General features: G+C 73.7%; 23 protein-coding genes. 15 read left to right on the top strand and 8 right to left on the bottom strand.

Annotated features, from left to right (window positions below):
* The first annotated feature begins 4 nt into the window (after window positions 1-4).
* On the top strand, window positions 5-760 hold the full coding sequence (recO, locus tag LPC08_RS09260) for a DNA repair protein RecO (RefSeq protein WP_230452409.1): 756 nt from the start codon (window positions 5-7) through the stop codon (window positions 758-760).
* On the opposite strand, the gene LPC08_RS09255 is transcribed toward recO, so the two are convergent.
* Window positions 757-2,382 carry a hypothetical protein gene (locus LPC08_RS09255; RefSeq protein WP_230452408.1) on the bottom strand — a complete coding sequence of 542 codons (1,626 nt, stop codon included), beginning with the start codon at window positions 2,380-2,382 and terminating at the stop codon, window positions 757-759. The two genes, recO and LPC08_RS09255, sit on opposite strands and share 4 nt — an antisense overlap.
* A gap of 121 nt (window positions 2,383-2,503) precedes the next feature.
* Window positions 2,504-2,935, bottom strand: a complete 432-nt coding sequence (locus LPC08_RS09250; RefSeq protein ID WP_230452407.1) for a GFA family protein — start codon at window positions 2,933-2,935, stop codon at window positions 2,504-2,506.
* A gap of 167 nt (window positions 2,936-3,102) precedes the next feature.
* On the opposite strand from LPC08_RS09250, the gene parC reads away from it, so the two are divergent.
* Together parC and LPC08_RS09240 are read left to right on the top strand one after the other, a co-directional pair.
* Window positions 3,103-5,337, top strand: a complete 2,235-nt coding sequence (gene parC, locus LPC08_RS09245) for a DNA topoisomerase IV subunit A (RefSeq protein WP_230452406.1) — start codon at window positions 3,103-3,105, stop codon at window positions 5,335-5,337.
* Window positions 5,338-5,467: 130 nt separating this feature from the next.
* Complete coding sequence (locus LPC08_RS09240) at window positions 5,468-5,899, top strand: thioredoxin family protein (RefSeq protein ID WP_230452405.1); 432 nt, start codon at window positions 5,468-5,470, stop codon at window positions 5,897-5,899.
* Between the two features lie 6 nt (window positions 5,900-5,905).
* Here the strand turns inward: LPC08_RS09240 and LPC08_RS09235 are convergent, their stop codons facing one another.
* From LPC08_RS09235 to LPC08_RS09220, 4 genes are all read right to left on the bottom strand, one after another.
* Window positions 5,906-6,673 (bottom strand): arginyltransferase, encoded by a 768-nt coding sequence (locus tag LPC08_RS09235; protein WP_230452404.1) that lies wholly within the window; start codon window positions 6,671-6,673, stop codon window positions 5,906-5,908.
* A 139-nt stretch (window positions 6,674-6,812) separates the two neighbouring features.
* Entirely contained in the window at window positions 6,813-9,182 is a 2,370-nt protein-coding gene (locus LPC08_RS09230; RefSeq protein ID WP_230452403.1) for a penicillin acylase family protein, read from the bottom strand.
* 107 nt (window positions 9,183-9,289) lie between these two features.
* On the bottom strand, window positions 9,290-10,801 hold the full coding sequence (locus LPC08_RS09225) for an aldehyde dehydrogenase family protein (RefSeq protein WP_230452402.1): 1,512 nt from the start codon (window positions 10,799-10,801) through the stop codon (window positions 9,290-9,292).
* A gap of 153 nt (window positions 10,802-10,954) precedes the next feature.
* A complete protein-coding gene (locus tag LPC08_RS09220; protein ID WP_230452401.1) occupies window positions 10,955-12,421 on the bottom strand; it encodes a hypothetical protein in 1,467 nt (488 codons plus the stop codon).
* Between the two features lie 194 nt (window positions 12,422-12,615).
* Here LPC08_RS09220 and LPC08_RS09215 point away from each other — a divergent pair, with 194 nt between their 5' ends.
* From LPC08_RS09215 to LPC08_RS09205, 3 genes are all read left to right on the top strand, one after another.
* Complete coding sequence (locus LPC08_RS09215) at window positions 12,616-13,848, top strand: CaiB/BaiF CoA transferase family protein (RefSeq protein WP_230452400.1); 1,233 nt, start codon at window positions 12,616-12,618, stop codon at window positions 13,846-13,848.
* Window positions 13,835-14,701: an alpha/beta fold hydrolase gene (locus tag LPC08_RS09210; RefSeq protein WP_230452399.1), complete on the top strand. Its 867-nt coding sequence runs from the start codon at window positions 13,835-13,837 to the stop codon at window positions 14,699-14,701. Before LPC08_RS09215 ends, LPC08_RS09210 begins: the two co-directional genes overlap by 14 nt.
* Before the next feature lie 70 nt (window positions 14,702-14,771).
* Window positions 14,772-15,905, top strand: coding sequence for an alpha/beta hydrolase (locus LPC08_RS09205; RefSeq protein ID WP_230452398.1), 1,134 nt, complete (start codon window positions 14,772-14,774; stop codon window positions 15,903-15,905).
* A gap of 30 nt (window positions 15,906-15,935) precedes the next feature.
* On the opposite strand, the gene hemB is transcribed toward LPC08_RS09205, so the two are convergent.
* Window positions 15,936-16,940, bottom strand: coding sequence for a porphobilinogen synthase (gene hemB, locus LPC08_RS09200; RefSeq protein ID WP_230452397.1), 1,005 nt, complete (start codon window positions 16,938-16,940; stop codon window positions 15,936-15,938).
* A 103-nt stretch (window positions 16,941-17,043) separates the two neighbouring features.
* Window positions 17,044-18,369 carry an O-acetylhomoserine aminocarboxypropyltransferase/cysteine synthase family protein gene (locus LPC08_RS09195; protein ID WP_230452396.1) on the bottom strand — a complete coding sequence of 442 codons (1,326 nt, stop codon included), beginning with the start codon at window positions 18,367-18,369 and terminating at the stop codon, window positions 17,044-17,046.
* Window positions 18,370-18,477: 108 nt separating this feature from the next.
* On the opposite strand from LPC08_RS09195, the gene LPC08_RS09190 reads away from it, so the two are divergent.
* From LPC08_RS09190 to nusB, 9 genes are read left to right on the top strand one after another with little or no spacing between them, the layout of a single operon-like run.
* A complete protein-coding gene (locus LPC08_RS09190; protein ID WP_230452395.1) occupies window positions 18,478-19,338 on the top strand; it encodes a dienelactone hydrolase family protein in 861 nt (286 codons plus the stop codon).
* A gap of 44 nt (window positions 19,339-19,382) precedes the next feature.
* Window positions 19,383-19,844 (top strand): ribose 5-phosphate isomerase B, encoded by a 462-nt coding sequence (gene rpiB, locus LPC08_RS09185; protein WP_230452394.1) that lies wholly within the window; start codon window positions 19,383-19,385, stop codon window positions 19,842-19,844.
* 9 nt (window positions 19,845-19,853) lie between these two features.
* Window positions 19,854-21,158, top strand: a complete 1,305-nt coding sequence (gene glyA / locus LPC08_RS09180) for a serine hydroxymethyltransferase (protein ID WP_230452393.1) — start codon at window positions 19,854-19,856, stop codon at window positions 21,156-21,158.
* A gap of 36 nt (window positions 21,159-21,194) precedes the next feature.
* Window positions 21,195-21,647 (top strand): transcriptional regulator NrdR, encoded by a 453-nt coding sequence (gene nrdR / locus LPC08_RS09175; RefSeq protein ID WP_230452392.1) that lies wholly within the window; start codon window positions 21,195-21,197, stop codon window positions 21,645-21,647.
* A 27-nt stretch (window positions 21,648-21,674) separates the two neighbouring features.
* A complete protein-coding gene (ribD, locus tag LPC08_RS09170) occupies window positions 21,675-22,781 on the top strand; it encodes a bifunctional diaminohydroxyphosphoribosylaminopyrimidine deaminase/5-amino-6-(5-phosphoribosylamino)uracil reductase RibD (RefSeq protein WP_230452391.1) in 1,107 nt (368 codons plus the stop codon).
* The gene (locus tag LPC08_RS09165) at window positions 22,781-23,449 is read left to right on the top strand and encodes a riboflavin synthase (protein WP_230452390.1); all 669 of its coding nucleotides are present in this window, start codon (window positions 22,781-22,783) and stop codon (window positions 23,447-23,449) included. Before ribD ends, LPC08_RS09165 begins: the two co-directional genes overlap by 1 nt.
* On the top strand, window positions 23,446-24,573 hold the full coding sequence (ribB, locus tag LPC08_RS09160) for a 3,4-dihydroxy-2-butanone-4-phosphate synthase (protein WP_230452389.1): 1,128 nt from the start codon (window positions 23,446-23,448) through the stop codon (window positions 24,571-24,573). The genes LPC08_RS09165 and ribB overlap by 4 nt, the downstream gene beginning before the upstream one ends.
* Window positions 24,570-25,079, top strand: a complete 510-nt coding sequence (gene ribH / locus LPC08_RS09155) for a 6,7-dimethyl-8-ribityllumazine synthase (RefSeq protein WP_230452388.1) — start codon at window positions 24,570-24,572, stop codon at window positions 25,077-25,079. The genes ribB and ribH overlap by 4 nt, the downstream gene beginning before the upstream one ends.
* On the top strand, window positions 25,076-25,585 hold the full coding sequence (gene nusB / locus LPC08_RS09150) for a transcription antitermination factor NusB (RefSeq protein ID WP_230452387.1): 510 nt from the start codon (window positions 25,076-25,078) through the stop codon (window positions 25,583-25,585). The genes ribH and nusB overlap by 4 nt, the downstream gene beginning before the upstream one ends.
* Window positions 25,586-25,590 lie beyond the last annotated feature (5 nt).

The following is a 25,590-nucleotide window of genomic DNA, read 5'->3' as shown; positions in this document are numbered from 1 at the left end:
CGCCGTGGAGGAATGGCAGGCCCCTGCCATCATCCTCGACGCCCGCCCCTATGGCGAAGGCGGCGCCATCGTCACCGTGCTGACCGAGGTCCAGGGCCGCCATGCCGGGCTGGTGCGCGGCGGTGCCTCCCGCGCGAACGCCGCCACCTGGCAGACGGGCAACCTGGTCGAGGCGCGCTGGGTGGCGCGGCTGGCCGAGCAGCTCGGCAACCTCTCCGGCGAGCTGGTGCATCCCACCGCCGCCCTGGCGCTGGAAGACCGGCTGGCGCTGGCGCTGCTCTCCTCCGCCTGCGCCGTCGCGGCCGAGGCCCTGCCGGAGCGCGAGCCGCACCCCCGCGTCTTCCGCGCCCTGCTGCCCATCCTGGCGCATCTGGGGGAGGGGGCGGAGGCGGTGATGGCGGACTACCTGCGCTGGGAGGTGCTGCTGCTGGCCGAGCTGGGCTACGGCCTCGACCTCTCCGCCTGCGCCGTCACCGGGGCGCGGGAGGGGCTGGCCGCGGTCTCGCCCCGGAGCGGCCGGGCGGTCTGCGCCGAGGCGGCGGCACCCTATGCCGGGAGGCTGCTGCCCCTGCCGCGCTTCCTGCTCGACCCCGCCGACCCGGGCGACGCGGCCGCCTGGGCGGAGGGGCTGCGGCTGACCGGGCATTTCCTGGCGCGCGACGCCTTCGGCGCCCGGCACCGCCCCGTGCCGGCGGCGCGGGAGATGCTGTACGACCGGGTGGCCGCCCTGGTGACGACTGCCCCGGACGAGGCCGGCTAGCCCGCCGGGCGGATCAGCACCACCTCGAAGGTCCCCGTTCCGGCATCGACCGTCTTGACGCGCAGGAAGGCTGGACGCGGCTGCGCCGGGATCACCAGCCGGGAGGCGAGGCCGCCCGCGCCGTCGTCATCCTCGGCCAGCACGTTCCCCTGCGCGTCCAGCAGCTCCAGCACCGTATCCGTGGCCCCCTGGAGCGAATGCGTGAGCGCCAGCAGCGGCGCGTCGGAATCCGGCAGCGGCAGCACCGCCACCTGCCCGTTGCGCAGGCGCAGCCGGATGGACCGGCCGATCTCCGGTGCCGGCTTGCCACGTGCCTCCTCGATGGTCGCCGCCACATCGGCGGCCGGCGCCACGGCCTCGCGTGCGGTGACAAGGTCGAACTCGCCGCGGCCGTCGATCAGGTTGACGCGCAGGAAGGCCGGCGCGCGCGGGGCATCGCCCACGGCGAGGCGGGAGGCGAGGTTGCCGCCGCCATCGTCATCCTCCAGCAGCACGTTGCCGTTGGCGTCGAGCAGGGCGAGGTTCGTGTCCACGCCCTCGCCCAGCTTCTCCGTGCGGAAGACGAGGTCCTGCGCCCCCTCCGGCGGCAGGGCGAAGACGGCGACCTGACGCCGCCCCAGCCGCAGGTGCCGGGTGCCCGGGGCGATCGGCGGGCTGGTCGCGGCCTCCAGCAGCGAGGTCGGGAAATCGGGCGGGCCGGCGGGGGCCTCCCGCTCGATGACCAGGTCGAACTCGGCGGAGCCGCCATCGGCGGTGCCCAGCCGCAGCACGGTCGGGCTGCCGCCACCCTCGTCCAGCGGCAGCAGGGAGGCGAGGTCGCCGCCGCCATCGTCATCCTCGGCGATCACCCGCCCGCCGGCATCCAGCAGCGCCAGGGTGGTGTCCGTGCCGCGGCGCAGGTCGCGGGTGCGCGCCACCAGACCCGTGCGCTCGGCCGGCAGGGCGAGGAAGCCCGTCTGGCCGCGGCGCAGGCGGATGTGCAGCGGCTGGCCGGGGGCGGGCAGGGGGAATTGCGCCGCCTCGGCCGCCGAGGTCGCGAAGGGCAGCGGCCCGGGATCGGCGTCGCGGGTCAGCACCAGCTCGAAGCGGCCGCCGGCGCCGTCCACCGTGCCGGCGCGCAGGAAGGCGGGGCGGGGGCTGCCGCTTTCCAGACGGGAGGAAAGGTCCTGGTCGCCGCCGTCGTCATCCTCGCCCAGCGTGCGGCCCTGGGCATCGAGGAACTCCAGCACCGTGTCCGTGCCCTGGGCCAAGTTGCGGGTGGTGGCGGTGAAGGCCGGGCCCGCCTCGGGGGCGATGCGGAAGAAGGCCGACTGGTTGCGGTTCAGGCGCAGGCTGACCGGCCGGTCGGGTTGCAGGGGCGGGGTGCGGGCGGCGTCCTCGCGGCGGTAGGCGATGCTGGGCGCGGCCGGCGGGGGCGCGGGGGTCGTGGTGGCCGGGGCCGGACCCTTGGGCGCGCCCTTGCCGGCATCGGCCGGCGCGGGGGCAGGGCGCGGCGCGGGTTGGGCCGGGGCGGGGGAGGGGCTGCCGAGCAGCAGCGCGCCGGCCAGCAGGACCCCGGCCAGGGCATCGCCCGGCCGGACCCGGCTGGCGGGGGGCATCATCCTGGCGTCGCGCTTGGACATACCTGTCTCCCCTGCCGTCGGCCGTTCGCCTTGCTAGACCAGATCGCGGCGGGGCGGAAATCCATGCGGTGACGACGTCCGCGGCCCGCAGACGCGCGGGCGGGACATCCACGGGCGCCGCCTATGCCCCATCCCGCCGGGTGTCGGGCGGAGGCCTCGGCGGGACGGGGCCTGCCGGGATCGCGGACAGCCAGGGATGCGCGTGTTGGGTGAAGACCGCCTGCTCCGGCGGCGGGAAGCCCGGGTCGGCGAAGCAGCCGAGCGCCACCGCCACCGCTCCCGGCCGGCGCGCCGGGTACCAGAAGACCGTGGAGCCGCAATCCGGGCAGAAATGGAAGGCGATGGTGAAGCCGCTGTCGGCGGCGCGGACATAGGTGGCCGAGCAGCCCTCGGCCCAGGTGGCAGCCGCGCGGAAGAAGGCCGCCACCCCGAAGGCGCTGCCGGTGCGGCGCTGGCAGGCCAGGCAGTGGCAGAGGGACACCCTTTCCGGCTCCCCCCGGCAGTCGATGCGGAGCTGCCCGCAGGCACAGCGCGCGGTGCGGTGCGTGGTCATCGAAAGCCCCCCGTTGCCGTGCGCGCCGTCAGGCCGAGGCGGCGGTCCATCGCACGCTATCCCCGCGCGGCCCACAGGCGAACGATCCTGTGCCCCTGGCTTCTGCTTCCCCGACCTGCTAGAACGGACTCATCAAGAACGAAGCAGGAACAAGGGGCGTTCCGCCCATGCCCGACGACATCAAGGCCCTGCCGGACGGCGACCGCGTGCACGAGGCGCCGCTCGCCGAGGCGCTGAGCCAGCGCTACCTCGCCTATGCCATGTCCACCATCGTCAGCCGCTCGCTGCCGGATGTGCGGGACGGGATGAAGCCGGTGCACCGCCGCCTGCTCTGGGCAATGCAGCAGCTCAAGCTGGACCCGGCCGGCGGCTTCAAGAAATGCGCCCGCGTGGTGGGCGACGTGATCGGCAAGTACCACCCGCATGGCGACGCCTCCGTCTACGAGGCGCTGGTCAGGCTCGCCCAGGACTTCGCCGCCCGCTACCCGCTGGTCGAGGGCCAGGGGAATTTCGGCAACATCGACGGCGATAACGCCGCGGCCATGCGCTACACCGAGGCCAAGCTCACCGAGGTGGCCAAGGCGATGCTGGAAGGCATCGACGAGGATTCGGTGGATTTCCGCCCCACCTATGACGGGGAGGAGCAGGAGCCGGTGGTGCTGCCGGCCGCCTTCCCGAACCTGCTGGCCAATGGCGCCAACGGCATCGCGGTCGGCATGGCGACCTCCATCCCGCCGCACAATGCGGGCGAGCTGTGCGCCGCCGCGCTGGAGCTGGTGCGCAACCCGGGCGCCAGCACGGCAGAGCTGCTGCGCCACGTCCCCGGCCCCGACTTCCCCACCGGCGGCGTGCTGGTCGAGCCGGCAGAGGCCATCCTCGCCGCCTACGAGACGGGGCGCGGCGGCTTCCGCCTGCGCGCGAAGTGGGACACGGAGCCGCTGAAGAACGGCACCTGGCAGATCGTCGTCACCGAGATCCCCTACCAGGTGCAGAAGTCCCGCCTGATCGAGCAGGTGGCGGAGCTGCTGGAGGCGAAGAAGCTGCCGCTGCTCGCCGATATCCGCGACGAGAGCACGGATGTCGTCCGCGTGGTGCTGGAGCCGAAGTCCCGCACCGTCGAGCCCGCGATGCTGATGGAGACGCTGTTCCGCGCGACCGCCTTCGAATCGCGCTTCCCGCTGAACCTGAACGTGCTGGACGCCGACCGCACGCCGAAGGTGATGGGGCTGAAGGAGGTGCTGCGCGCCTGGCTGGACCACCGGCAGGTGGTGCTGATCCGGCGCTCCACCCACCGCCTGGCCGCGATCGGGCGGCGGCTGGAGATCCTCGACGGCTACCTGATCGTCTACCTGAACCTGGACGAGGTGATCCGCATCGTCCGCGAGGAGGACGACCCCAAGGCGGCGCTGATCCGCACCTTCTCGCTGACGGACAATCAGGCCGAGGCGGTGCTGAACATGCGCCTGCGCGCCCTGCGCAAGCTGGAGGAGATGGAGCTGCGGCGGGAGCACAAGAAGCTCTCGGCCGAGCAGAAGGCGTTGCAGCGGCTGCTGGACAGCGAGTCCGCGCGCTGGAAGCAGATCGGCGCCGAGCTGGAGGCGACGCGGGCGAAGTTCGGCTCGGGCCCGCTGGGCGACCGCCGCACGAAGCTGGTCTCGGAAATGGCGGCGGTGACGGTCGACCTCTCCGCCCATGTCGAGCGCGAGCCGATCACCGTGATCCTGTCGGAGAAGGGCTGGCTGCGCGCGCAGAAGGGCCACCTGCCGCCGGAGACGGAGCTCCGCTTCAAGGAGGGCGACGGGCTCCTCCTCATGCTGCACGCGGAGACGACGGACCGCCTGTGCTTCCTGGCCAGCAACGGCCGCAGCTACACCATCAAGGCGGAGGCGGTGCCGCGCGGCCGCGGCGACGGCCAGCCGGTGCGGCTGATGGTCGACCTCGCCAACGAGGACACGGTCGTCGCGGGCTTCGTCTGGAAGGAGGGGCTGCGCTTCCTGCTCGCCTCCCGCGCCGGACGCGGCTTCGTCGTGAAGTCCGAGGATCTGCTGGCCGAGAAGCGCACGGGCAAGCAGGTGCTGGTGGTGGAGGCGCCGGACACGCTGGCCGTCTGCGCCGATGCCGTGGGCGACACGGTCGCGGTGGTGGGCGAGAACCGCAAGCTGCTGGTCTTCCCGCTGGAGCAGGTGCCGGAGATGACGCGCGGCCGCGGCGTGACGCTCCAGGGCTACAAGGATGGCGGGCTGTCGGACGTGAAGGTCTTCGACAAGGCCCATGGGCTGAGCTGGGCGCTGGGCGGGCGCACGCGGACGGAGACGGCGCTGACCGGCTGGCGCGGCAACCGGGGCGGGGCGGGCAAGCAGCCGCCCAACGGCTTCCCGCGCTCCAACCGCTTCGACGGCTAGGCGGGGGGCGCCGGCCCGGACCCGGTGGCTGGAAGGCGTGCTTGCCCTTCCCGGCACCGGCACCGCATGCTGCCCTGCGGCGGGTCAGCCCGGCGACAGATCCGGGCGATCCGCACCAGGGGAGAGCGTCATGGCGAGCACCACCGTTCCGGACTTCTTCGACCGCTTCCCCATGCGCCCGGCCACGAGCGCGGGGCTGGACGAGGCGCTGTCCGAACCCGGGGCAGAGCCGCTGACCCTGCTCTTCCTCTGGGGCGAGAACTGCCCGAACTGCGACGTGGCCAAGCGCGCCATGCTGCAACGGCCGGAGCGGTTCGACTGGCCCCAGGTCCGCTGGCTGCACGCCAACGTCTATGACGACCCGGAGATCGGCACCCGCTTCGGCCTGCACGGCGTGCCGGCCTTCCTCCTGTTCCGGGGTCGCAAGAAGATCGGCCGCATCACCGGCTGGCCGGGGGCGGAGAGCTTCGTCGCCGTGGTGACGCAGCAGATCCGCGAGATGAAGGCGCATCCGGTCCTGGGCCTGGTGCAGCACGGCGCCGCACCGCTCGCCACCGGCTGACGCGCGTCAGCCCACGGTCTCGGGCAGGAAGGCGCTGGGCGCCGGCGCCTCCTGGTCGGTCAGCGCGCGCCAGACGCCGCCGGTGAGGACCTCGCTCGGCCGGAACCGCGCCTTGTAGGCCATCTTGCGGCTCTGCGGGACCCAGTAGCCCAGGTAGACATAGGGCATGCCCAGCGTCCGGGCGTGCTCGATCAGCCACAGGATGGCGTAGGTGCCGAGCGAGCGCTTCTCCAGCGCGAGGTCGTAGAAGGAGTAGACGGCCGACAGCCCGTCCCCGAGCACGTCCGTCAGGCAGGCGCCCACCAGCCGGTCGGGGGCGTCGCGGAACTCCACCAGGCTGGTGGTGATCGGCGTGTCCTCCACCATGGCGCGGTAGTCGTAGAAGCCCATCGCCGCCATGTCGCCGTCGCCGTGCCGGCCCTGCTGGTAGCGCTGGAACAGCCCGTACTGCTCCGCCGTGGCGCGCGCCGCCGCCTCGTGCACCGTCACCCCGGCATTGGCGCGGGCCACCTTGCGCTGGGTGCGGTCGGGCTGGAAGTCGGCCACGCGGATGCGGATCGGGATGCAGGACCGGCAGCCGGGGCAGACGGGCGCATAGGCGATGTTGTGGCTGCGGCGGAAGCCGGCGCGGGAGAGGCGGTCGTGCAGCGCCTCGCCATCCGGCCCCGCCAGCTCGGTCACGATCTTCCGCTCCGTCCGGCCCGCGAGGTAGGGGCAGGGCAGCGGCGCCGTCGTGTAGAAGAACTGTGGTCGGAGAGGCGGGCGGTGCAGCATCGGCGCCCCTATTGTTGGGCGTGTCGCAGCCCGGGGCAATAATGCCGGTGGGAAAACCCGCCCCGCCACCCGGATCGTCGCGCGGGACGCTCCGGCACGGCGGCCCGGCACGGCGGCAGGGGGGCCGTGCCGGCCACCCTCAACGCGCCGCGGCGGGCTCCAGCCGCAGCCGCCCCTCCGCCTCCGCATCACGGCCGAGCCGCAGCGCCCGGCCGTTGGCCCAGAGCGGGTTCAGGTCGGACCAGTGCCGCGACAGGGGGTTGCCGGATTGCCCCGTGGCGATGCTGGCGAGCAGCCCGTCCGGGGAGGCCAGGTTGGCCACCAGCCGCAGGCCCGCACCCTGCACCGCCAGGAAGTCGTCCCGGTAGCCGCCGCGCAGCACCGTGTTGCCATCTCCGGCCATGGGCACGGCGAGGCTGGTCAGCCGCCCCAGCACGGGCAGGAAGCGCAGCAGCGGATGCTCGAAGCGGGCCTGGTGCGCCTCGCCCCAGCGCCAGGCCGTGGGGTCCTGGCCGAAGCGTCCGGCCAGGGCGGCCACCGCCTGCTCCAGCGCGGCCGCGGCCAGGGCGTCGCAACCGCGGCTGCCGCACCAGCGGGCGCCCTGCTCCTCCGTCAGCACCATGCGAAGGAACTCGGGCCGGGGCGACCAGGCGCCGGCGGGCAATCCGCCCTCGGCCATGGCAAGCCGTGCGGCCTCCCGCCACCAGGCGTTGAAGATCAGCGGCTGCGGCCGGTCCGCCGCCATCTCCCCGTCCCACCCCTGCAGCAGGTCGCGCGCCTGCCCCGCCAGCCCGCCCGGGCGCGGCAGGCGGCGCAGCACCGGCAGCAAGTCGCGCGCGAAGAGGCTGACCGCATCCGATTGCAGCGCCACGAAATCCCCCGGCGCATGGCGGGGGCGCGAGGCGAGCACCTCGGCGATCCGGCGGAAGCGCCAGTCCCCGAACCAGTCCCGGCCCAGGAAGACCTCCGCCCCCTCGGGCTGCACCCGGTTGTTGGCATTGGCGACGGCGCCGGATTCCGGGGCGACGACATGGGGCAGCGCGTCGAAGGGAACCCAGCCCGTCCAGTCGTGGCTCCCGTCCCAGCCCGGCGCCGGCTGGTTGCCGTCGCCGGCCCGCCGCAGCGGCGTGCGGCCGGACAGGAACATGGCCACCGGCCCGGCGGCATCGGCGACCATCACGTTCTGCGAGGGCGAGGTGATGGCGGCGACGGCCCGCCGCGCCTCCTCCAGGCTGCGGGCCCGGTTCAGCGCGTGCAGGCCGGAGGGGGCGGTGTCGCCGGGCGCGAGGTTCGCCATGGCCACGGCCAGGATCCGCGGCGTCCCCTCGCCCCCGGGCGGGTCCAGGTCGGAGATGACCGGGCCGTGCCGGGTCTCGCGCACCAGCAGCTGCTCCGGCGGGGCGCCGCGGATGGCGATGAGCTCCTCGCGGGTCGCGAAGGGGCGCGGGCCGTCCGGGGTCTCGTAGGAATCCGTGCCGACGGGCCGCTCGACGAAGACGTCCTGGGTGTCGGAATGGGTGGTGGTGAAGCCCCAGGCCAGCCGGTCGCTGCGCCCGATCACCACCCCCGGCACGCCCGGCGCCGTGGCGCCGGCCAGGAAGCGCCCGCCCGGCAGCTCGATCCGCGCCAGGTACCACAGGACGGGCGCCGAGAAGCCCAGATGCGGATCGGAGGCGAGCAGCGCCCCGCCCGTCGCCGACCGCTCCGCCGCGACGGCCCAGGCGTTCGAGGCGGTCTCCGGCAGCGGCGCATCCTCGGGGAAGCGCGGCAGGGCGGCGAGCAGCCGGTCCAGCGGGCCGGCATCGAGCGCCGCGACCTCCGCCCGGCCAGAGCTGGCGTCGGCGGGCCACAGCTCCTCCAGCCGGTCGGGCGGCAGGATCGGGGCGAGGCGCGCACGCTCCAGCTCGGTGCGCCAGTTGCCCGAGAGGTAGAGCCCCATCAGCTTGCCCCAGAGCAGGCTGTCCCGCGGGCGCCAGGGCTCCGGTGCGCCGAGGGCGAGGTATTCCGGCGCGGCGAAGCGGCCGCGCGCGGCGATCCAGGCATTCACCCCGGCGGCGTAGGCGTCCAGCAGCGCCCGCGTCTCCGGTGCCTGGGCGGCGAGGTCCGCCTCCGCCCGCCGCGCCAGGCCCAGCGTGCGGGAGAAGCGGTCCAGCCGCAGGGCGGAAGGGCCCGCCACCTCCGCCAGCCGGCCGGCGGCGGTGCGGCGCATCATGTCCATCTGGAACAGCCGGTCGCGGGCATGCAGCACGCCCAGCGCCATGGCCGCATCGGTCTCGGTCGCGGCGGTGATGCGCGGGATGCCCTGGGCGTCGATGGCGATGTCAACGGGGGCGGAGAGGCCCGGCAGGGCCAGGCGGCCGTCCCGGGAGGGCAGGGTCCACCACAGCGCGCCGGCGAGCGCGATCGCCGCCAGGACGGGCAGGGCGACCAGGACAAAGGCGAGGCGGCGCAGGAAGCGGCGCCAGCGGGAGGGCCTGCGCCGGGTCTGGCGGTCAGCGGGACTGAGCATCGCGGGCCATTTCACCATGCCCGCCCGGACGGCGACAGGCGCAGGGCCCCGATGTCACGCAAGCGTATCCCGGCCTCCGTCGGGGGGAGGCCGGGGCGGACGCCGCGTCAGGCCATGTTCACCATGATGGTCTTCTTGTGGGTGAAGTGCTCCAGCATCGCCTCCAGCGAGGCTTCCTTGCCGAGGCCCGAGGACTTCACCCCGCCGTAGCTGAGGTTCGCTTGCACCACGAGGTTCTGGTTGATCTGCACCAGACCCGCCTCCAGCCGGTGGGCGAGGTCCAGCCCGACCTTGAGGTTGTTGGTCCAGAGCGACGCCGCGAGGCCGTACTCGCTGTCATTCGCCTCGGCCAGCACCTCCTCCGCGTCGTCGAAGGGGAAGATGCAGGTGACGGGGCCGAAGATCTCCTCCTGCACCAGCCGGCTGTCCTGGCCGAGGCCGGTGAAGATGTGCGGCTGGATGAACAGGCCCTTCCTCAGCGCCTGGTCCTTGGGCATGGCGGAGCAGGCGCGGCCGGTGGCGCCGGCGGTGGCCTTGCCCTCCTCGATAAAGCCGCGGACCTTCTCGAACTGATCCGTGCTGATGATGGTGCCGATGTCCGTCTTCTCGTCCAGCGGGTCGCCCATCACCATGGCGTCCACGCGCGTCGCCATCGCCTCGACGAAGCGGTCGAAGATCGGGCGCTCGACATAGATTCGGCTGGCGGCGGTGCAGCTCTGCCCCTGGCGGGTGAAGCGCATCGAGGTCAGCGCGCCCGCCACCGTCTTCTCGAAGTCGCAATCGGCGAAGACGATCATGGGCGACTTGCCGCCCAGCTCCAGCGTCACCGGGATCAGCTTCTCGCCCGCCGCCTTGGCGACGATCCGGCCCACGGGGACGGAGCCGGTGAAGGTGACCTTGCGCACCTTGGGATGCTCCACCAGCGGCGCGCCGCATTCCGGCCCGAAGCCCGAGAGGATGTTGAAGCAGCCCGCCGGCAGCACCCGGTTCATCAGCTCGCAGATGCGCATCACCGCGAGCGGCGCCTCCTCGGCGCTCTTCACCACCACCGTGTTGCCGGCGACGAGCGCGGGCGCGACCTTCAGCGCCATCAGCAGCATCGGCACGTTCCAGGGGATGATGGCGCCGACCACGCCCAGCGGCTCGCGGATGGTGACGCTCAGCACCTTGGGGTCGAAGGGCACGGACTCGCCCTTCAGCTCGCTGCCCAGCCCGCCGAAGAACTCCAGGATGTCGGCGACGGTGTTGGCCTCGACCCGGCTCTCGGTGCGCAGCGCCTTGCCCGTCTCCAGCGCGATCAGCCGCGCCAGCTCCTCGACATGCTCGCGGATCACGGCCGCGCACTTGTGCACCAGCGCGCCGCGCTTGCGGGCGGGCATCCGCGCCCATTCCTTCTGGGCCCTGGCCGCATCCTGCACGGCCGCATCCACGTCGGCAGCATCGCCCTCGGCGGCGCGGGCGACCTCCTCGCCGGTCGCGGGGTTCACCACGGCGAAGGTCTTGCCGGACTTCGCGGGGACGTAGCGGCCGCCGATGAAGTGGAAGCCGGACATGCGCTTCGCGAGGTCGGCCTGGTCGAGGGTCGGGGCCTCGGGGGTGGGGTGCGGGCGGTCGAGCATCGGCATTTCCTCCGGCAGGCAAGGCGTCTGAGGGCGCGGACCATGCGCCGCCCCCGGCCGGAACGCCAGGGGTGGCCCGCCCTCCGCCCGGCGCGGCGCCGCCCCGCCCACGGACATGTCAGGGGGCGGCGCCAGCCCGGGGGCGCGCGCCCGTCAGCGGGAATCGGTGCGCTGGAAGACGACCGGGCCGGAGACCAGGGCCCGGCCGTCCCGGGTCAGCACCTGGGTGCCCTGCGGGGTGACCAGCGTGATGCGGCCGTCCGCCTCCTCGCCATAGGTGGTGGCGATCGTCTGCCCGTCCGGCCCGGTGACGAAGACGCGCGTCGCGTCCACGAACTCCAGCTTCATCGAGGGACGCGCGGTGGCATAGCGGCGCCCCCGCAGCGGTCCGGCCTCGCGGCGGTTGACCTCCGCCAGGATGACCGCCCGCCGCGCCCTGGCGGCCTCGGCCAGCCGCTGGCCCGTCTCGCGGGACGAGGCCGGCCAGGCCTGCAGGTCCCTTGCCAGCAGGGTGTCGATCTCGCGCAGCGACTCGTCCCGCGCCGGCATCGCCGCCAGCCGCGCCTGGAGCTGCGCCAGCAGGGCCTCGCCCAGTGCGGCGCGGCGCGCCTCGGTGGCCTGCCGGACACGGGCCGCCTCGGGACCGGGGAGCAGCGCGAGGAGACGGGCATCGACCAGGGTGTCGAGCGAGCGGAGCGCATCGGCTTCCACCGGCACGGCCGCGAGCCGCGCGATGGCGGCATCGGCCACCTCGCGGGCCAGGGCGGCGCGGCGTGCCGCCATCGCCGTCTCGATCGCGGCGAGGGCCTCTCGGCCCAGCGCCGGGCCGAACTGCGCGCGGAGCCGCTCCGGGGCCTGCGCCATGGCCTGGAGCGAGTCCGGGGTCGCGGGCATCGCCGCGACCTCCGCCAGGGTCCGGTCGCGCACCGGGCCACGCAGGGCCTCGACCCGCGCCGCGGCCGGGGCCCGGACCTGGGCGTCGTAATCCTCGGGCGTCGAATCGCGGATGGCGCCCACCAGGGCGCGGGCCGCCACCGCGGCCTCCATGGGGAGGCCCTGCTGCGCCTGGGCGAGGACCGTCATCGCCTGCGGCCCGGGGGCGAGGCGCGCCAGCGCGGCGTAGAAGCGGAGCAGCGGCAGGGTGGGCGGCTGCCGCTCCAGCACCGCCATGGCCTGGGTCGACTCCGCCAACCCCTTGTCGCGGGCGGCGGCGTAGGGGATCACCTGGGTGGTGAGGATCTGCGCCGCCCGGCGCAGCCGGTCGGTCCCCTCGCGATTCTTCCGCCGGTCCATCGCGGGGTCGCGCTGGCAGGCGGCGATCGCGGCCAGGATGTCGCGCGCCTCCGCCTCCGTCAGCCGGGTCAGCGGACGGCCGAAGAGGCTCGCGGTCGCCGGCGCGGCGACGATCGCGGGCAGCCGGAAGCGGGTGCTGAAGGCGCCCGGCTCCCAGGTCTCGCCGGGCTTCTCGTCCCTGATCCAGCCGGCCAGGGCATCACAGGCCGGCGCCGCCGGCTGTGCCCGGGCGGGGACGTTCCAGGCGAGGCAGAGGGACAGGCCCAGCGCGGCCAGGCGCGCCGCCCCCGCGGCGGAATGGGCATGTGGCGGCGGACAGCTCGGCATCGGCGAACCCCTCGGCACGGCATCGGGTCGATGCCATGGCTGCATGACGGATCGGTTAGGAAAGGGGTGGGGCGGAAACATGGCTGGCGCGGAACGGGCCGGCGCCGCGTGGCAAGGGGTCCGGTCCCGACCTATAAGCGCCGCGAACGGTGCGGCGAGGGGCGTTCCCGGGCCGCCGGAAGGAGGATGACGGCATGACGGCACCCACGGCGGGACTGACCCCGGCCTCCCTCGCCCCCGGGGCCCTGAACGGGGTGAAGGTGCTGGACCTGACGCGGGTGCTGGCCGGCCCGACCTGCACGCAGATGCTGGGCGACCTGGGCGCCGAGGTGATCAAGATCGAGCGCCCGGGCGCGGGCGACGACACCCGCGGCTTCGCGCCGCCCTACGTGCCGAACACGAAGGAGAGCGCCTATTTCGTCGGGGTGAACCGCAACAAGAAGTCGGTCACGCTGGACATCGCCAGGCCCGAGGGGCAGGCCATCATCCACCGCCTGCTGGAGCAGGCGGACATCCTGGTGGAGAACTTCAAGGTCGGCGCGCTCGCCAAGTACGGGCTGGGCTGGGAGGAGGTGCGCGACCGCTACCCCCGGCTGATCTACTGCTCCATCACCGGCTTCGGGCAGACCGGCCCCTATGCCCCGCGCCCCGGCTATGACGGGCTGGTGCAGGCGATGGGCGGGGTGATGTCCCTGACCGGCGAGCCGGACGGGCTGCCGATGAAGGTGGGCATCCCCGTCGCCGACCTCTTCGCCGGGCTCTACGGCTGCATCGGCGTGCTGGCGGCGCTGAACCACCGGAACGCGACGGGGCAGGGGCAGCGGATCGACATCGGCATGCTCGACACCCACGTCGCCTGGCTGGCCAACCAGGGGATGAACTACCTCGCCACCGGGCAGGACCCGGCGCGGCTGGGCAACGACCACCCGAACATCGTGCCCTACCAGGTTTTCCCGACGGCGGACGGGCATATCGTGCTGTCCATCGGCAACGACCCGACCTTCCAGCGCTTCTGCAAGCTGACCGGGCAGGAGGCGCTGCTCGCCGACGAGCGCTTCGCCACCAACGCGGCGCGGGTCAGCCACCGCCAGCTCGTCACCGACACCCTGACCCCGGTGCTGCAGTCCCGCACCACCGCCGACTGGGTGGCGGCGCTGGAGGCGGCCAAGATCGGCTGCGGCCCGATCAACAAGCTGTCCCAGGTCTTCGCCGACCCGCATGTCCAGGCCCGCAAGGTGGTGGTGGAGATGGACCACGCCTCGGGCGAGACGGTGAAGGTGATCGCCAACCCCGTGCGCCTCTCCGCCACCCCGCCGAGCTACCGCTCCGCGCCTCCGGTGCTGGGGCAGCACACGGAGGAGGTGCTGGGCGGCCTCGGCGTCGGGGCGGAGGAGATCGCGAAGCTGCGGGCCGATGGCATTGCCTGACCAGCCCCGCTTTGGGGCCACCCTCGCCCGGCTGACGCTGGGCGAGGCGGTGGCGGAGGTCCCCCTGCGCTGGGCGGAATGGGGTCCGGCGGAGGGCTTCCCCACCCTCTGCGTCCACGGGCTGACCCGAACGGGCCGTGACTTCGACGACCTCGCCCGGGCGCTGGCCGCGGACGGGCGGCGGGTGATCTGCCCGGACATCCTCGGCCGGGGGATGAGCGGCTGGCTGCCGGACGGGCGTTTCTACGCCGTGCCGACCTATGTCCAGGCGCTGCTGCCGCTGGTGCAGGCGCTGGGCGGGCCGTTCGACTGGGTGGGGACCTCGATGGGCGGGCCGATCGGCATGCCCGTCGCCGCCATCCCCGGCATGCCGCTGCGCCGTCTGGTGCTCAACGACATCGGCGCCTTCATCCCGAAGGCGGCGCTGGCGCAGATCGGCGCCTATGTCGGCCAGGCGATGGACTTCCCCGATCTGCCGGCGCTGGAGGCGCATCTGCGCCGCATCCACGCCCCCTTCGGCCCGCTCACCGACGCGCAGTGGCGCCACCTGGCCCGGACCAGCGGGCGCATGACCCCGGCGGGGCGCTGGGTGCTGCACTACGACCCGGCCATCGCCGCGCCGATGCGGGGGGTGGAGCCGCAGGACGCGGATCTCTGGACGCTGTGGGAGCAGGTGAAGGCGCCGACCCTCATCCTGCGCGGCGAGAGCAGTACCCTGCTGCTGCCGGACACGGCGGCCCGCATGGCGGAGCGGGACGGGGTGCGGCTCGTCACCGTGCCCGGCTGCGGCCATGCGCCGGCGCTGATGGATGTGTCGCAGATCGAAACTGTTCGCGCTTTCCTGAACGGCTGAGGCGAACCCCTCCGGCATCGGGGCGTTCCAGGCGGGTCGTCACACACGGCAACAACCGAAGGACGCCCGCATGAACGCCCTCTCCCGCCGCTCCGCCCTGCTGCTCGGCCTCGGGACGCCGGCTCTCCTCGCCGCCTGCGCCACCCCGATGCCCACCACGCCGCCGGACCCCAGCGGGCTGGCGGATCCGGAGATGCTGTCCCTGCTGCAAAGCCTGGCGTCGCTGGGCGGCCAGCCGATCGAGACGCTGACGCCGCCCGAGGCGCGCCGCCAGCCCACCCTGGCCGATGCCGTCAAGAAGCGCCTGACGGAGCTGGGCCGCCCGACCACGCCGCGCCCGCTGCCGCTGGTCAAGGACACCATGGTCCCCGGCCCCGGCGGGCCGCTGATGGCGCGGGTCTACAGCCCGGCGCAGATTCCGATGATGCCGGGCCAGCTCCCGCTGCCGCTGATCGTCTACTACCACGGCGGCGGCTGGGTGATCGCGGATATCGACGTCTACGACGCCTCCTGCCGCGCGCTGGCCGCCGATACCGGGGCGGTGGTGCTGGCCGTGCACTACCGCCAGGGACCGGAGACGAAGTTCCCCGGCGCGCATGACGATGCCTATGCCGCCTATGTCTGGGCCATGCGCAATGCGGGCGAGCTGGGCGCGGACCCCTCCCGCATCGCCCTGGTCGGCGAGAGCGCGGGCGGCAACCTGGCGATCGCCACGGCGCTGAGCGCGAAGGCCACGGGCGTGACCCTGCCGCGGGCCCTCGGGCTGGTGTACCCGGTGGCGGGCACGGACCTGACCACGCCCTCCTACCAGCGCTTCGCCAACGCCAAGCCGCTGAACAAGCCGATGGTGGAGTGGTTCGTCCGCCACTACACCAACAGCCCGGCCGACCTGCAGGACCCGCGCCTGAACGTCTATGCCGGCGCCGACCTGCGCGGCCTGCCGCCCACCGTCATCGTCAACGCCCAGATCGACCCGCTGGCCGATGACGGGCTGCGCCTGGCGCAGGCGCTCCAGCGTGCGAACGTGCCGGTGGCGCGGCAGGAATATGCCGGCGTGACGCATGAGTTCTTCGGCGCCGACGCCGTGCTGAGCAAGGCCGGCGAGGCCCAGCGCTGGCTGGCGGGCGAGCTGCGCCGGGTGCTGCTGACCCCGGCGCCGGTGGAGCCGCAGCCGGCGATGCGCCGCCGCCGCCCGGTTCGCTGACCGGGGCAGGGGGAGGGCGCGAGCCCTCCCTCAACCCGCCTTCAGCCGGCGCGCGGCATCCAGGGCGAAGTAGGTCAGCACCCCGTCGCACCCGGCCCTGCGGAAGGCCATCAGCGCCTCCAGCACCACGCGGTCGCGGTCCAGCCAACCGTTGCGGATGGCGCCCATCAGCATCGCGTACTCGCCGCTGACCTGATAGGCGAAGGTCGGCACGCGGAACTCGTCCTTCACCCGACGGATGATGTCGAGATAGGGCATGCCCGGCTTCACCATCACCATGTCCGCGCCCTCGGCGAGATCCATGGCCACCTCGCGCAAGGCCTCGTCTGAATTGGCGGGGTCCATCTGGTAGGTCTTCTTGTCCCCCTTCAGCGCCCCGCCCGAGCCCACCGCATCGCGGAACGGGCCGTAGAAGGCGGAGGCATACTTGGCGGCATAGGACATGATCCGGGTGTGCACGTGCCCGTGCTCGTCCAGGGCACGGCGGATGGCGCCGACGCGGCCGTCCATCATGTCGGACGGGGCGACGACGTCGATGCCCGCCTCCGTCTGGTTCAGCGCCTGGCGCACCAGGATCTCCAGGGAGGCGTCGTTGTCCACGTAGAGCCCGCCGGCCGCGGGACGCAGCACCCCGTCATGGCCATGGTCGGTGTAGGGATCGAGCGCGACGTCGCCGATCAGCCCGAGATCGGGGAAGGTCTCCTTCAGCAGCCGCGCGGCCCGGCAGATCAGGTTCTCCGGATTGCCGGATTCCGTGCCCTCGGCGTCCTTCAGCCCGGCGGGCGTCGCGGGGAACAGGGCGATGGCGGGGATGCCCAGCTCCACCGCCGGGCCGACATGGTCCACCAGCCGGTCCAGCCCGACACGCAGCACCTCGGGCATGGAGGGGACCTCTTCCGGCAGCCCGGCGCCGTCGCGGATGAAGATCGGCCAGATCAGGTCGTCCACCGACAGCCGGTGCTCGGCGACCAGCCGCCGGGTCCAGGAATCGCGGCGGTTCCGCCGCGGGCGGGTGGTGGGGAAGCTGCCCTGCATCGTCTCTCCGCTGGGTGGGGGCGTGCCCGGTTCATAGACCTTCGCCGGGCCCGCTCCACCCCGTTCTCGGAAGGGCAGCCCTCCGCCCGCCGGGCGGGCCGGCCTACTCCGCCGCCATGCGCGCCGGGGCGGCGGTCTCCAGCGCCTGCTCCAGGTCGGCAAGGATGTCGTCGATGTGCTCGATGCCGATGGACAGGCGCACATAGCCCGGCGTGACGCCGGACGCCTCCTGCTCGTCCGCGTCGAGCTGGCTGTGGGTGGTGGTCGCCGGGTGGATGGCGAGGCTGCGCGCGTCGCCGATGTTCGCGACGTGGTAGAACAGCTTCAGTGCCTCGATGAAGCGCTGCCCCGCCTCCTTCCCGCCCTTCAGCTCGAAGCCGACCAGGCTGCCCCTGCCGCCCTTGAGATAGGCGTCCGCGCGCCGCCGCGCCTCGCCGGTCGCGAGGTCCGGGTGGATCACCTTCGCCACCGCCGGGTGGCCGACCAGGTAGCCCACCACCTTCGAGGCGTTCTCGCAGGCGCGCTCGATCCGCAGCGGCAGGGTCTCGATGCCCTGGAGGAACTGGAAGGCGTTGAAGGGTGCCATGGCCGCGCCGACGTCGCGCAGCAGGCAGGTGCGCATGCGGATGATGTAGGCGACGGGACCCAGCGGCTTCACCGCCTCCGTCCAGACGGCGCCATGGTAGGAGGGGTCGGGCTGGCACAGGGTGGGGAAGCGCGCCGCGTTCGCCTCCCAGTCGAAGGTGCCGCCATCCACCACGATGCCGCCGATGCTGGTGGCGTGGCCGCTGATCCACTTGGTGGTGGAGTGCATCACCACCGCCGCGCCGTGCTCCAGCGGGCGGCAGAGGATGGGCGCGGCGGTGTTGTCCATGATCAGCGGCACGCCGAGCTTGCGGCCGAGGGCCGCGACCTCGGCGATCGGGAAGACCTGGAGCTTCGGGTTGGGCAGGGTCTCGGCGTACCAGCAGCGGGTGCGCTCGTCGGTGGCGCGGGCGAAGGCCTCCGGATCGGCGGGATCGACGAAGCGGACCTCCACCCCGAACTGCTTCAGCGTGTTGGCGAAGAGGTTCCAGGTGCCGCCGTAGAGATCGGTGGAGGAGACGATGTTGTCCCCCGCCGAGCAGAGATTCATCACGCAGAAGGTCGTCGCCGCCTGCCCCGATCCCACCGCGAGCGCCGCCACCCCGCCCTCCAGCGCCGCGACGCGCTTCTCCAGCACGTCCACGGTGGGGTTCATGATGCGGGAGTAGATGTTGCCCATCTCCTGCAAGGCGAACAGGCGGGTGGCATGGCCGGTGTCCTGGAACTCGAAGCACACCGTCTGGTGGATCGGCACGGCGACCGAGCCGGTGGTCGGGTCCGACCGCCAGCCGGCATGCAGGGCGAGGGTCTCGGGATGGATCGAGGGCGGGGCTTCGCGGGCCATGGAACGTCCTGCCTGTTTCGTTGGTTCTGGCGTGGTCGGCCCCAGGTTACGCGGGGCCGGGGGCAGGGGCCAGCACGTCCCGCGCCCCGCGCCGCCGCAGGAGCCGCCATGTCCCGCACCGCCGCCCTTCTGGCCCTGCTGGCCCTTCTCGTCTCCGACCCGGCACGGGCGGCGGAGGTGGTCCGCTTCCCCGGCCCCGGCGGGGTGGCGCTCCGGGCGGTGCTGGTCCTTCCGCCCGGCGGCCGGCCGGGGGCGCCGGTCGTCGCCCTGCACGGCTGCGGCGGGCTGGGCGGCCCGGGCGCCGACCCGCGCCTGCCGGCCCGGGAGGCGGACTGGGCGGCGCGGCTGGCGGCGCTCGGCCATCCCGTCCTCTTTCCCGACAGCTTCGGCAGCCGCGGCCTCGCCGAGGTCTGCCACGGCGGCGAGCGCGGCATCACCCCCGAGACCCTGCGCCGGGAGGACGCGCTGGCCGCGGCGCGCTGGGCCTCGGCGCAGCCCTGGGCGGCGCCGGGCGGGGCCTTCCTGCTCGGGTGGTCGCACGGCGCCAGCACGGCGCTGACGGCGGCGAACGCGCCGGTGGAGCCGGGGCTGATCCGCGGCGCGGTCGCGCTCTACCCCGGCTGCGTCCGGCCCGGGCGGGCGGCGCCGGCCTTCGCCCCGGTCGCGCCGGTGCTCATGCTGCTGGGCGAGGCGGATGACTGGACCCCCGCCGCGCCCTGCCGCCGCCTGGCCGCGCGGGCGACGGGTGCCCCGGTGGAGGTGGTCGCCTATCCCGACGCCGGGCACGGCTTCGACCAGCCGCGCGGGATGCCGCGGACGCTGGCCGGGCTGGCGATCACCCCCGACGGCTCCGGCCGCGCCACGGTGGGCCAGGACCCGGCGGCGCGGGCGGATGCGCTGCAACGGGTGCCGGCTTTCCTGTCCCGGTCCGGTAGCCCCTTGCATGGCGGGGTCGCACCCCAGAACTAGGGGCCGTTGTTCCGCCGGGACACCGGCCGTGGTAGGGACCGGCCATGAATCCGTCCGACACCCCGATCGCCATCGGCTCCGACCATGCCGGCGTCGAGCTGAAGGCCCTGCTCCGCCGCACGCTGGAGGAGGCGGGGCACGCGGTCGAGGATTGCGGCACCCATGGCCCGGAGAGCGTGGACTACCCCGATTACGGCGACCGGGTCGCCGCCGCCGTGCTGGAGGGGCGCGCCCGCTTCGGCGTGGTGGTCTGCGGCACGGGCATCGGCATCTCCATCGCCGCCAACCGGCACAAGGGCATCCGCTGCGCCCTGGTGTCGGAGACCACCTCCGCCCGGCTGACCCGCCAGCACAACGACGCCAACGTGCTCGCCCTCGGCGCCCGGATGATCGGGCCGGAGATCGCGCTCGACTGCCTGCGTACCTTCCTCGCCACCCCCTACGAGGGCGGCCGGCACGAGCGCCGCGTCGCCAAGCTCTCGCCCGACCGCGCCCCCGCCGCCTGAGGCCCTGCCATGAACGACCAGACCCCCGCCGCCAACCTGACCCGTTTCTTCAACGCCCCGCTGGCCGAGGCCGATCCGGAGCTGGCCGAGGCCATCGGCCTGGAGTTGGGCCGGCAGCAGGACGGTATCGAGCTGATCGCCAGCGAGAACATCGTCTCCCGCGCCGTGCTGGAGGCGCAGGGCTCCGTGCTGACCAACAAGTACGCGGAGGGCTATCCGGGCCGCCGCTACTACGGCGGCTGCGAGTTCGTCGACGTGGCGGAGACGCTGGCCATCGAGCGGGCGAAGCAGCTCTTCGGCGCCGGGTTCGCCAACGTCCAGCCGCATTCGGGCGCCCAGGCCAACCAGGCGGTGTTCTTCGCCCTGATGCAGCCGGGCGACACCTTCATGGGCCTCGACCTCGCGGCCGGCGGGCACCTGACCCACGGCGCCGCGGCCAACCAGTCGGGCAAGTGGTTCAAGGTCGCGCCCTACACGGTGCGGCGCGAGGACCAGCTCATCGACATGGAGGAGGTCGCCCGCATCGCGCGGGAGAGCCGGCCGAAGGTAATCGTGGCCGGCGGCTCCGCCTATGCCCGCCACTGGGACTTCGCCCGCTTCCGCGCGATCGCGGACGAGGTGGGCGCGTATTTCATGGTCGACATGGCGCATTTCGCCGGGCTCGTGGCGGGCGGGGCGCATCCCTCGCCGGTGCCGCACGCCCACGTCACCACCACGACGACGCACAAGACCCTGCGCGGCCCGCGCGGCGGCATGATCCTCACCAATGACGAGGCGCTGGCGAAGAAGATCAACAGCGCCGTCTTCCCGGGCCTCCAGGGCGGGCCGCTGATGCATGTCATCGCCGCCAAGGCCGTGGCCTTCGGCGAGGCGCTGCGCCCGGAGTTCCGCAGCTATGCCCGGCAGGTGGTGGCCAACGCCAAGGCCCTGGCCGAGACGCTGCAGGGGCTGGGCTTCGGCATCGTCACCGGCGGCACGGACAACCACCTGATGCTGGTGGACCTGCGGCCCAAGTCGCTGACCGGAAAGCTGGCCGAGGCGGCGCTGAACCGCGCCCACCTGACCTGCAACAAGAATGCCATCCCCTTCGACCCGGAGAAGCCGATGGTCACCTCCGGCGTCCGGCTGGGCTCCCCCGCCGGCACGACGCGGGGCTTCGGCGAGGCGGAGTTCCGCGAGATCGGCACCCTGATCGGGCAGGTCCTGGAGGGGCTCGGGAAGGCCAACGACCCGGCGGCCAACGAGGCGGCGGAGGCGGCGGCCAAGTCCCGCGTCCTCGACCTCTGCGCCCGCTTCCCGATCTACCAGAGCTGACCGGCGGACCGGGGCAGGGCAGGGGACACACACCGCATGCGCTGCCCCTTCTGCGGAAGCGAGGACACCCAGGTCAAGGACAGCCGCCCGGCGGATGACGGCACGGCGATCCGCCGCCGGCGCTTCTGCAACGCCTGCGGCGACCGCTTCACCACCTTCGAGCGGGTGCAGCTCCGCGAGTTCACCGTGCTGAAGTCGGACGGGCGACGCGTGCCCTTCGACCGCGACAAGCTCGCCCGCTCCATCCGCGTCGCGCTGCGCAAGCGCCCGGTGGAGGACGCCCAGGTGGAGCGCATCGTCAGCGGCCTCCAGCGCCGGCTGGAGAGCGAGGGCGACAGCGAGATCCCCTCCCGCACCATCGGGCGGATGGTGATGGAGCGGCTGAAGGACCTCGACCAGGTCGCCTATGTGCGCTTCGCCAGCGTCTACGAGAACTTCAGCGAGGCGAAGGATTTCCGCGAGTTCCTCGGCTCGCTGGACAACCCCTGACCGGGCTGCCACACCGCCAGCCCCGTCATGTCCACCCCCTCCCAAGCCGACGAGGCGCAGCACATGCGGGCCGCGCTGTCGCTCGCCGCGCGCGGCCTCGGCAACACCTGGCCCAACCCGGCGGTCGGCTGCGTGCTGGTGCGCGACGGGATCGTGGTCGGGCGCGGCTGGACCGCACCCGGCGGCCGCCCGCATGCCGAGACGGAGGCGCTGCGCCGGGCCGGCGAGGCGGCGCGCGGTGCCACCGCCTATGTCACGCTGGAGCCGTGCTGCCACTGGGGCCGCACGCCGCCCTGCACCCAGGCCCTGATCGCCGCCGGGGTGTCGCGCGTCGTCGTCGCGCTGCGCGACCCCTACCCGAAGGTGGACGGGGAGGGGATGCGCCAGCTTCGCACGGCCGGGATCGCCGTGGAGGAAGGGCTGCTGGAGGCGGAGGCGCGCGCGCTGAACGCCGGCTTCCTGGCCCGGCTGGCGGAGGGACGCCCGCTCGTCACCCTCAAGCTCGCCACCACGCTGGACGGGCGCATCGCCACCCGGACCGGGGAGAGCCGCTGGATCACCGGGCCGGAGGCGCGGGCGCGCGGGCACCTGCTCCGCGCCACCCACGACGCCATCCTGGTCGGCAGCGGCACGGTGCTGGCGGACGATCCCGACCTGACCTGCCGCCTCCCCGGCGCGCGGCCGCGTCCGATCCTGCGCGCGGTGGCCGATGCCCGGCTGCGCACCCCGCCGGCAGCGCGACTCTTCTCCACCCCCGGCCCGGTGGTGGTCGCCACCACCCCGCGCGAGGACACCGGCGCCCGCGCGGCGCTGGAGGCGGCGGGCGCCACGCTGCTGGATGTCGCACCCGCGCCCGGCGGCGGGCTGGAGCCGCTCGCCCTGATGCGCGGCCTCGCCGGGCTGGGCGTCACCCGCCTGCTGGCGGAGGGCGGCGGTGCGCTCGCGGCCGCCCTGCTCCGCGCGGGGCTGGTGGACCGGCTCGCCTGGTTCCATGCTCCGGCGGCGATGGGGGGCGACGGCCTGCCCGCCATCCAGCCCCTGCCGGTGGACTCGCTGGCAGGGATGCCCAAATTCCGGCGCACCGCCGTCACCCCCTGCGGCGCCGACCTGTTGAGCGAGTTCGAGCGGATCTGATGTTCACCGGCATCATCACGGCGATCGGCACGGTCGCCGCCACCTCTCCCATCGGCGAGGGGCACGACATGCGGCTGCGGATCGCGACCCCGCCAGGCTGGCTGGAGGGGGTGCAGCTCGGCGCCTCCATCGCCTGCTCCGGCTGCTGCCTGACGGCCGTGGCGCTGGAGCCGGAGGCCTTCGAGGTGGAGGCCTCGGCCGAGACCCTTTCCCTCACCACCCTGGGCGGCTGGCGGGCGGGGACGCGCATCAACCTGGAGCGCGCGCTGCGGATGGGGGACGAGCTGGGCGGCCACGTCGTCTCCGGCCATGTGGACGGGCTGGCCGAGGTGGTCTCCGTCACCCCGGAGAACGGCTCCACCCGCTGGCGCTTCGCCGTCGCGCCAGAGCTGGGGCGCTTCATCGCGCCCAAGGGCTCGGTCACGCTGAACGGCGTGTCGCTGACCGTGAACGAGGTGCTGGGCGACGGGACGGCCCAGGGGAGCAACGGCACCGTCTTCGGCGTCAACCTGATCCCGCACACCCAGCTCGCCACCACCTTCGGGGAGCTGGCCCCGGGGTCCCGCATCAACCTGGAGATCGACATGCTGGCCCGCTACGTCGCCCGCCTCGTCGGCTCCGCCGTGCCCGGCCCGACGCCCGGCCTTGCCCCGGGAGCCGCCGCATGAGCGCCGTCACCACCCAGAAGACCTCCTTCGCCGAGTTCCTCAGCCCCACCGAGGAGCTGTTGGAGGAGGCGCGGCGCGGCCGCATGTTCATCCTCGTCGACGACGAGGACCGGGAGAACGAGGGCGACCTCGTCATCCCCGCCCAGTTCGCGACCCCGGACGCGGTGAACTTCATGGCCCGCCACGCGCGCGGGCTGATCTGCCTGGCCATGACCCGGCAGCGGGTGGAGGCGCTGGGCCTGCCGCTGATGGCGCAGTCCAACGGCACGCGGCACCAGACCGCCTTCACCGTCTCCATCGAGGCGCGGGAGGGGGTCACCACCGGCATCTCCGCCGCCGACCGGGCGCGGACCGTGGCGGTGGCGATCAACCCGGAGAGCCGGCGCGAGGACATCGTCACCCCCGGCCACGTCTTCCCCCTGGTGGCGCGGGAGGGCGGCACGCTGATCCGCGCCGGCCATACCGAGGCGGCGGTGGACTTCGCCCGCCTCGCCGGGCTGAACCCGGCCGGCGTGATCTGCGAGATCATGAACGACGACGGCACCATGGCCCGCATGCCGGACCTGGTGGCCTTCGCCCAGCACCACGGCCTCAAGCTCGGCACCATCGCCGACCTGATCGCCCATCGCCGCCGCACGGAGCGGCTGGTGAGGCGGGTGGAGGAGGGGGTGCTCGAGGACGCGCCGGGCGGCCCCTGGCGGCTGATCATCTATGCCAACACCGTGGAGTACGGCGAGCACGTCGCGCTGGTGAAGGGCGACCCTGCCGCCAACGGCCCGCCGCTGGTGCGGATGCACGCGGTCAACCTGCTCTCCGACATCATCGGCCGCGACGGGCCGGCCGAGCTGCACGCCGCCATGGCGGCGATCGGCGCGGAAGGCCACGGCGTGGTCGTGCTGATCCGCGACGTGAAGTCGACGGCGCTGAGCGAGCGGGTGCGCGCCGGCCGCGAGAAGGCCGCGCCCGAGTTGCGCGACTACGGCATCGGCGCCCAGATCCTGACCGACCTGGGCGTGCGGGAGATGGTGCTGCTGTCCAACCACCCGCGCCCCATCGTCGGGCTGGAGGGCTATGGCCTCTCCGTCACCGGCACGCGCTCCATCGAGGCGGAGACCAAGGCATGAGCACCCAGGACGCCCCCGAGCGCGGCCCCGTCACCCTCGCCGGCCGTCCCGCGCGGCTGCTGCTGATCCAGGCGCCCTACTATGCCGAGGTGGTCGGCGGCATGCGCGACGGCGCGCTGGCGGTGTTCCGGGAGGCGGGCGCGACGCTGGACGTGGTGGACGTCGCCGGCGCCTTCGAGCTGCCGGCCGCGCTGCGCATGGCTCTCCGCGCCGGGGCGCAGGGGACAGCGGGCGTGCCGGGCGGCTATGACGGCTTCCTGATCCTCGGCTGCGTCGTGCGCGGCGAGACGGATCACTACGAACACATCTGCCGCGAGGCCTGCCGCGGGGTCATGGACATCGCCGTCGAGACGGCGGCGCCCATCGGCTTCGGGCTGCTGACCGTGGCCACCATGGACCAGGCGGTGGCGCGCTCGCGCCCCGACCGGCACAACAAGGGCGCCGAGGCCGCGCATGCCCTGCTGGGGCAGGTCGCGCTGGCCCGCCGCCTGGGGATCGCAGGATGAGCGGCACGCAGAAGCCGAAGAAGCCCACCACCGGGCGCCCGCGCCTGGGCGCCCGCGTCGCCGCGGTGCAGGCGCTGTTCCAGTCCGAGGCCAATGGCGACAGCGTGGAGGCGGTGATCCAGCAGTTCGTCCGCCACCGCATCGGCGCGATGCCGGGCGAGGGCGGCTACGACGACGGCCGGGTGCCCCTGGCGGACGTGCCGCTCTTCAGCCAGATCGTGCGCAACGTCGGCAAGCATGCCGAGACGCTCGACGCCATGGTCGCCGCCCAGCTGACCGGGGGCTGGAGCATGGACCGGCTGGACCCGGTGCTGCGCGCCCTGCTGCGCGCCGCCGCCTCCGAGCTGTGGTCGAGCAAGGAGCCGCCGGCCAAGGTCGTCATCAACGAATACATGGACGTCGCGCACGGCTTCTTCGACGAGGCGGAGCCGCGCTTCGCCAACGGCGTGCTGGATTCCCTGGCGCGGCAGCTGCGCCCCGGCGAGTTCGCCGCCACCCGCGCCTGACTCCC

The organism is Roseomonas sp. OT10 (assembly GCF_020991085.1).
GTDB lineage: Bacteria > Pseudomonadota > Alphaproteobacteria > Acetobacterales > Acetobacteraceae > Roseomonas > Roseomonas cutis.
Note: the sequence above shows the minus strand (reverse complement) of the source record. Positions and strands in the feature narration are given on the sequence as shown.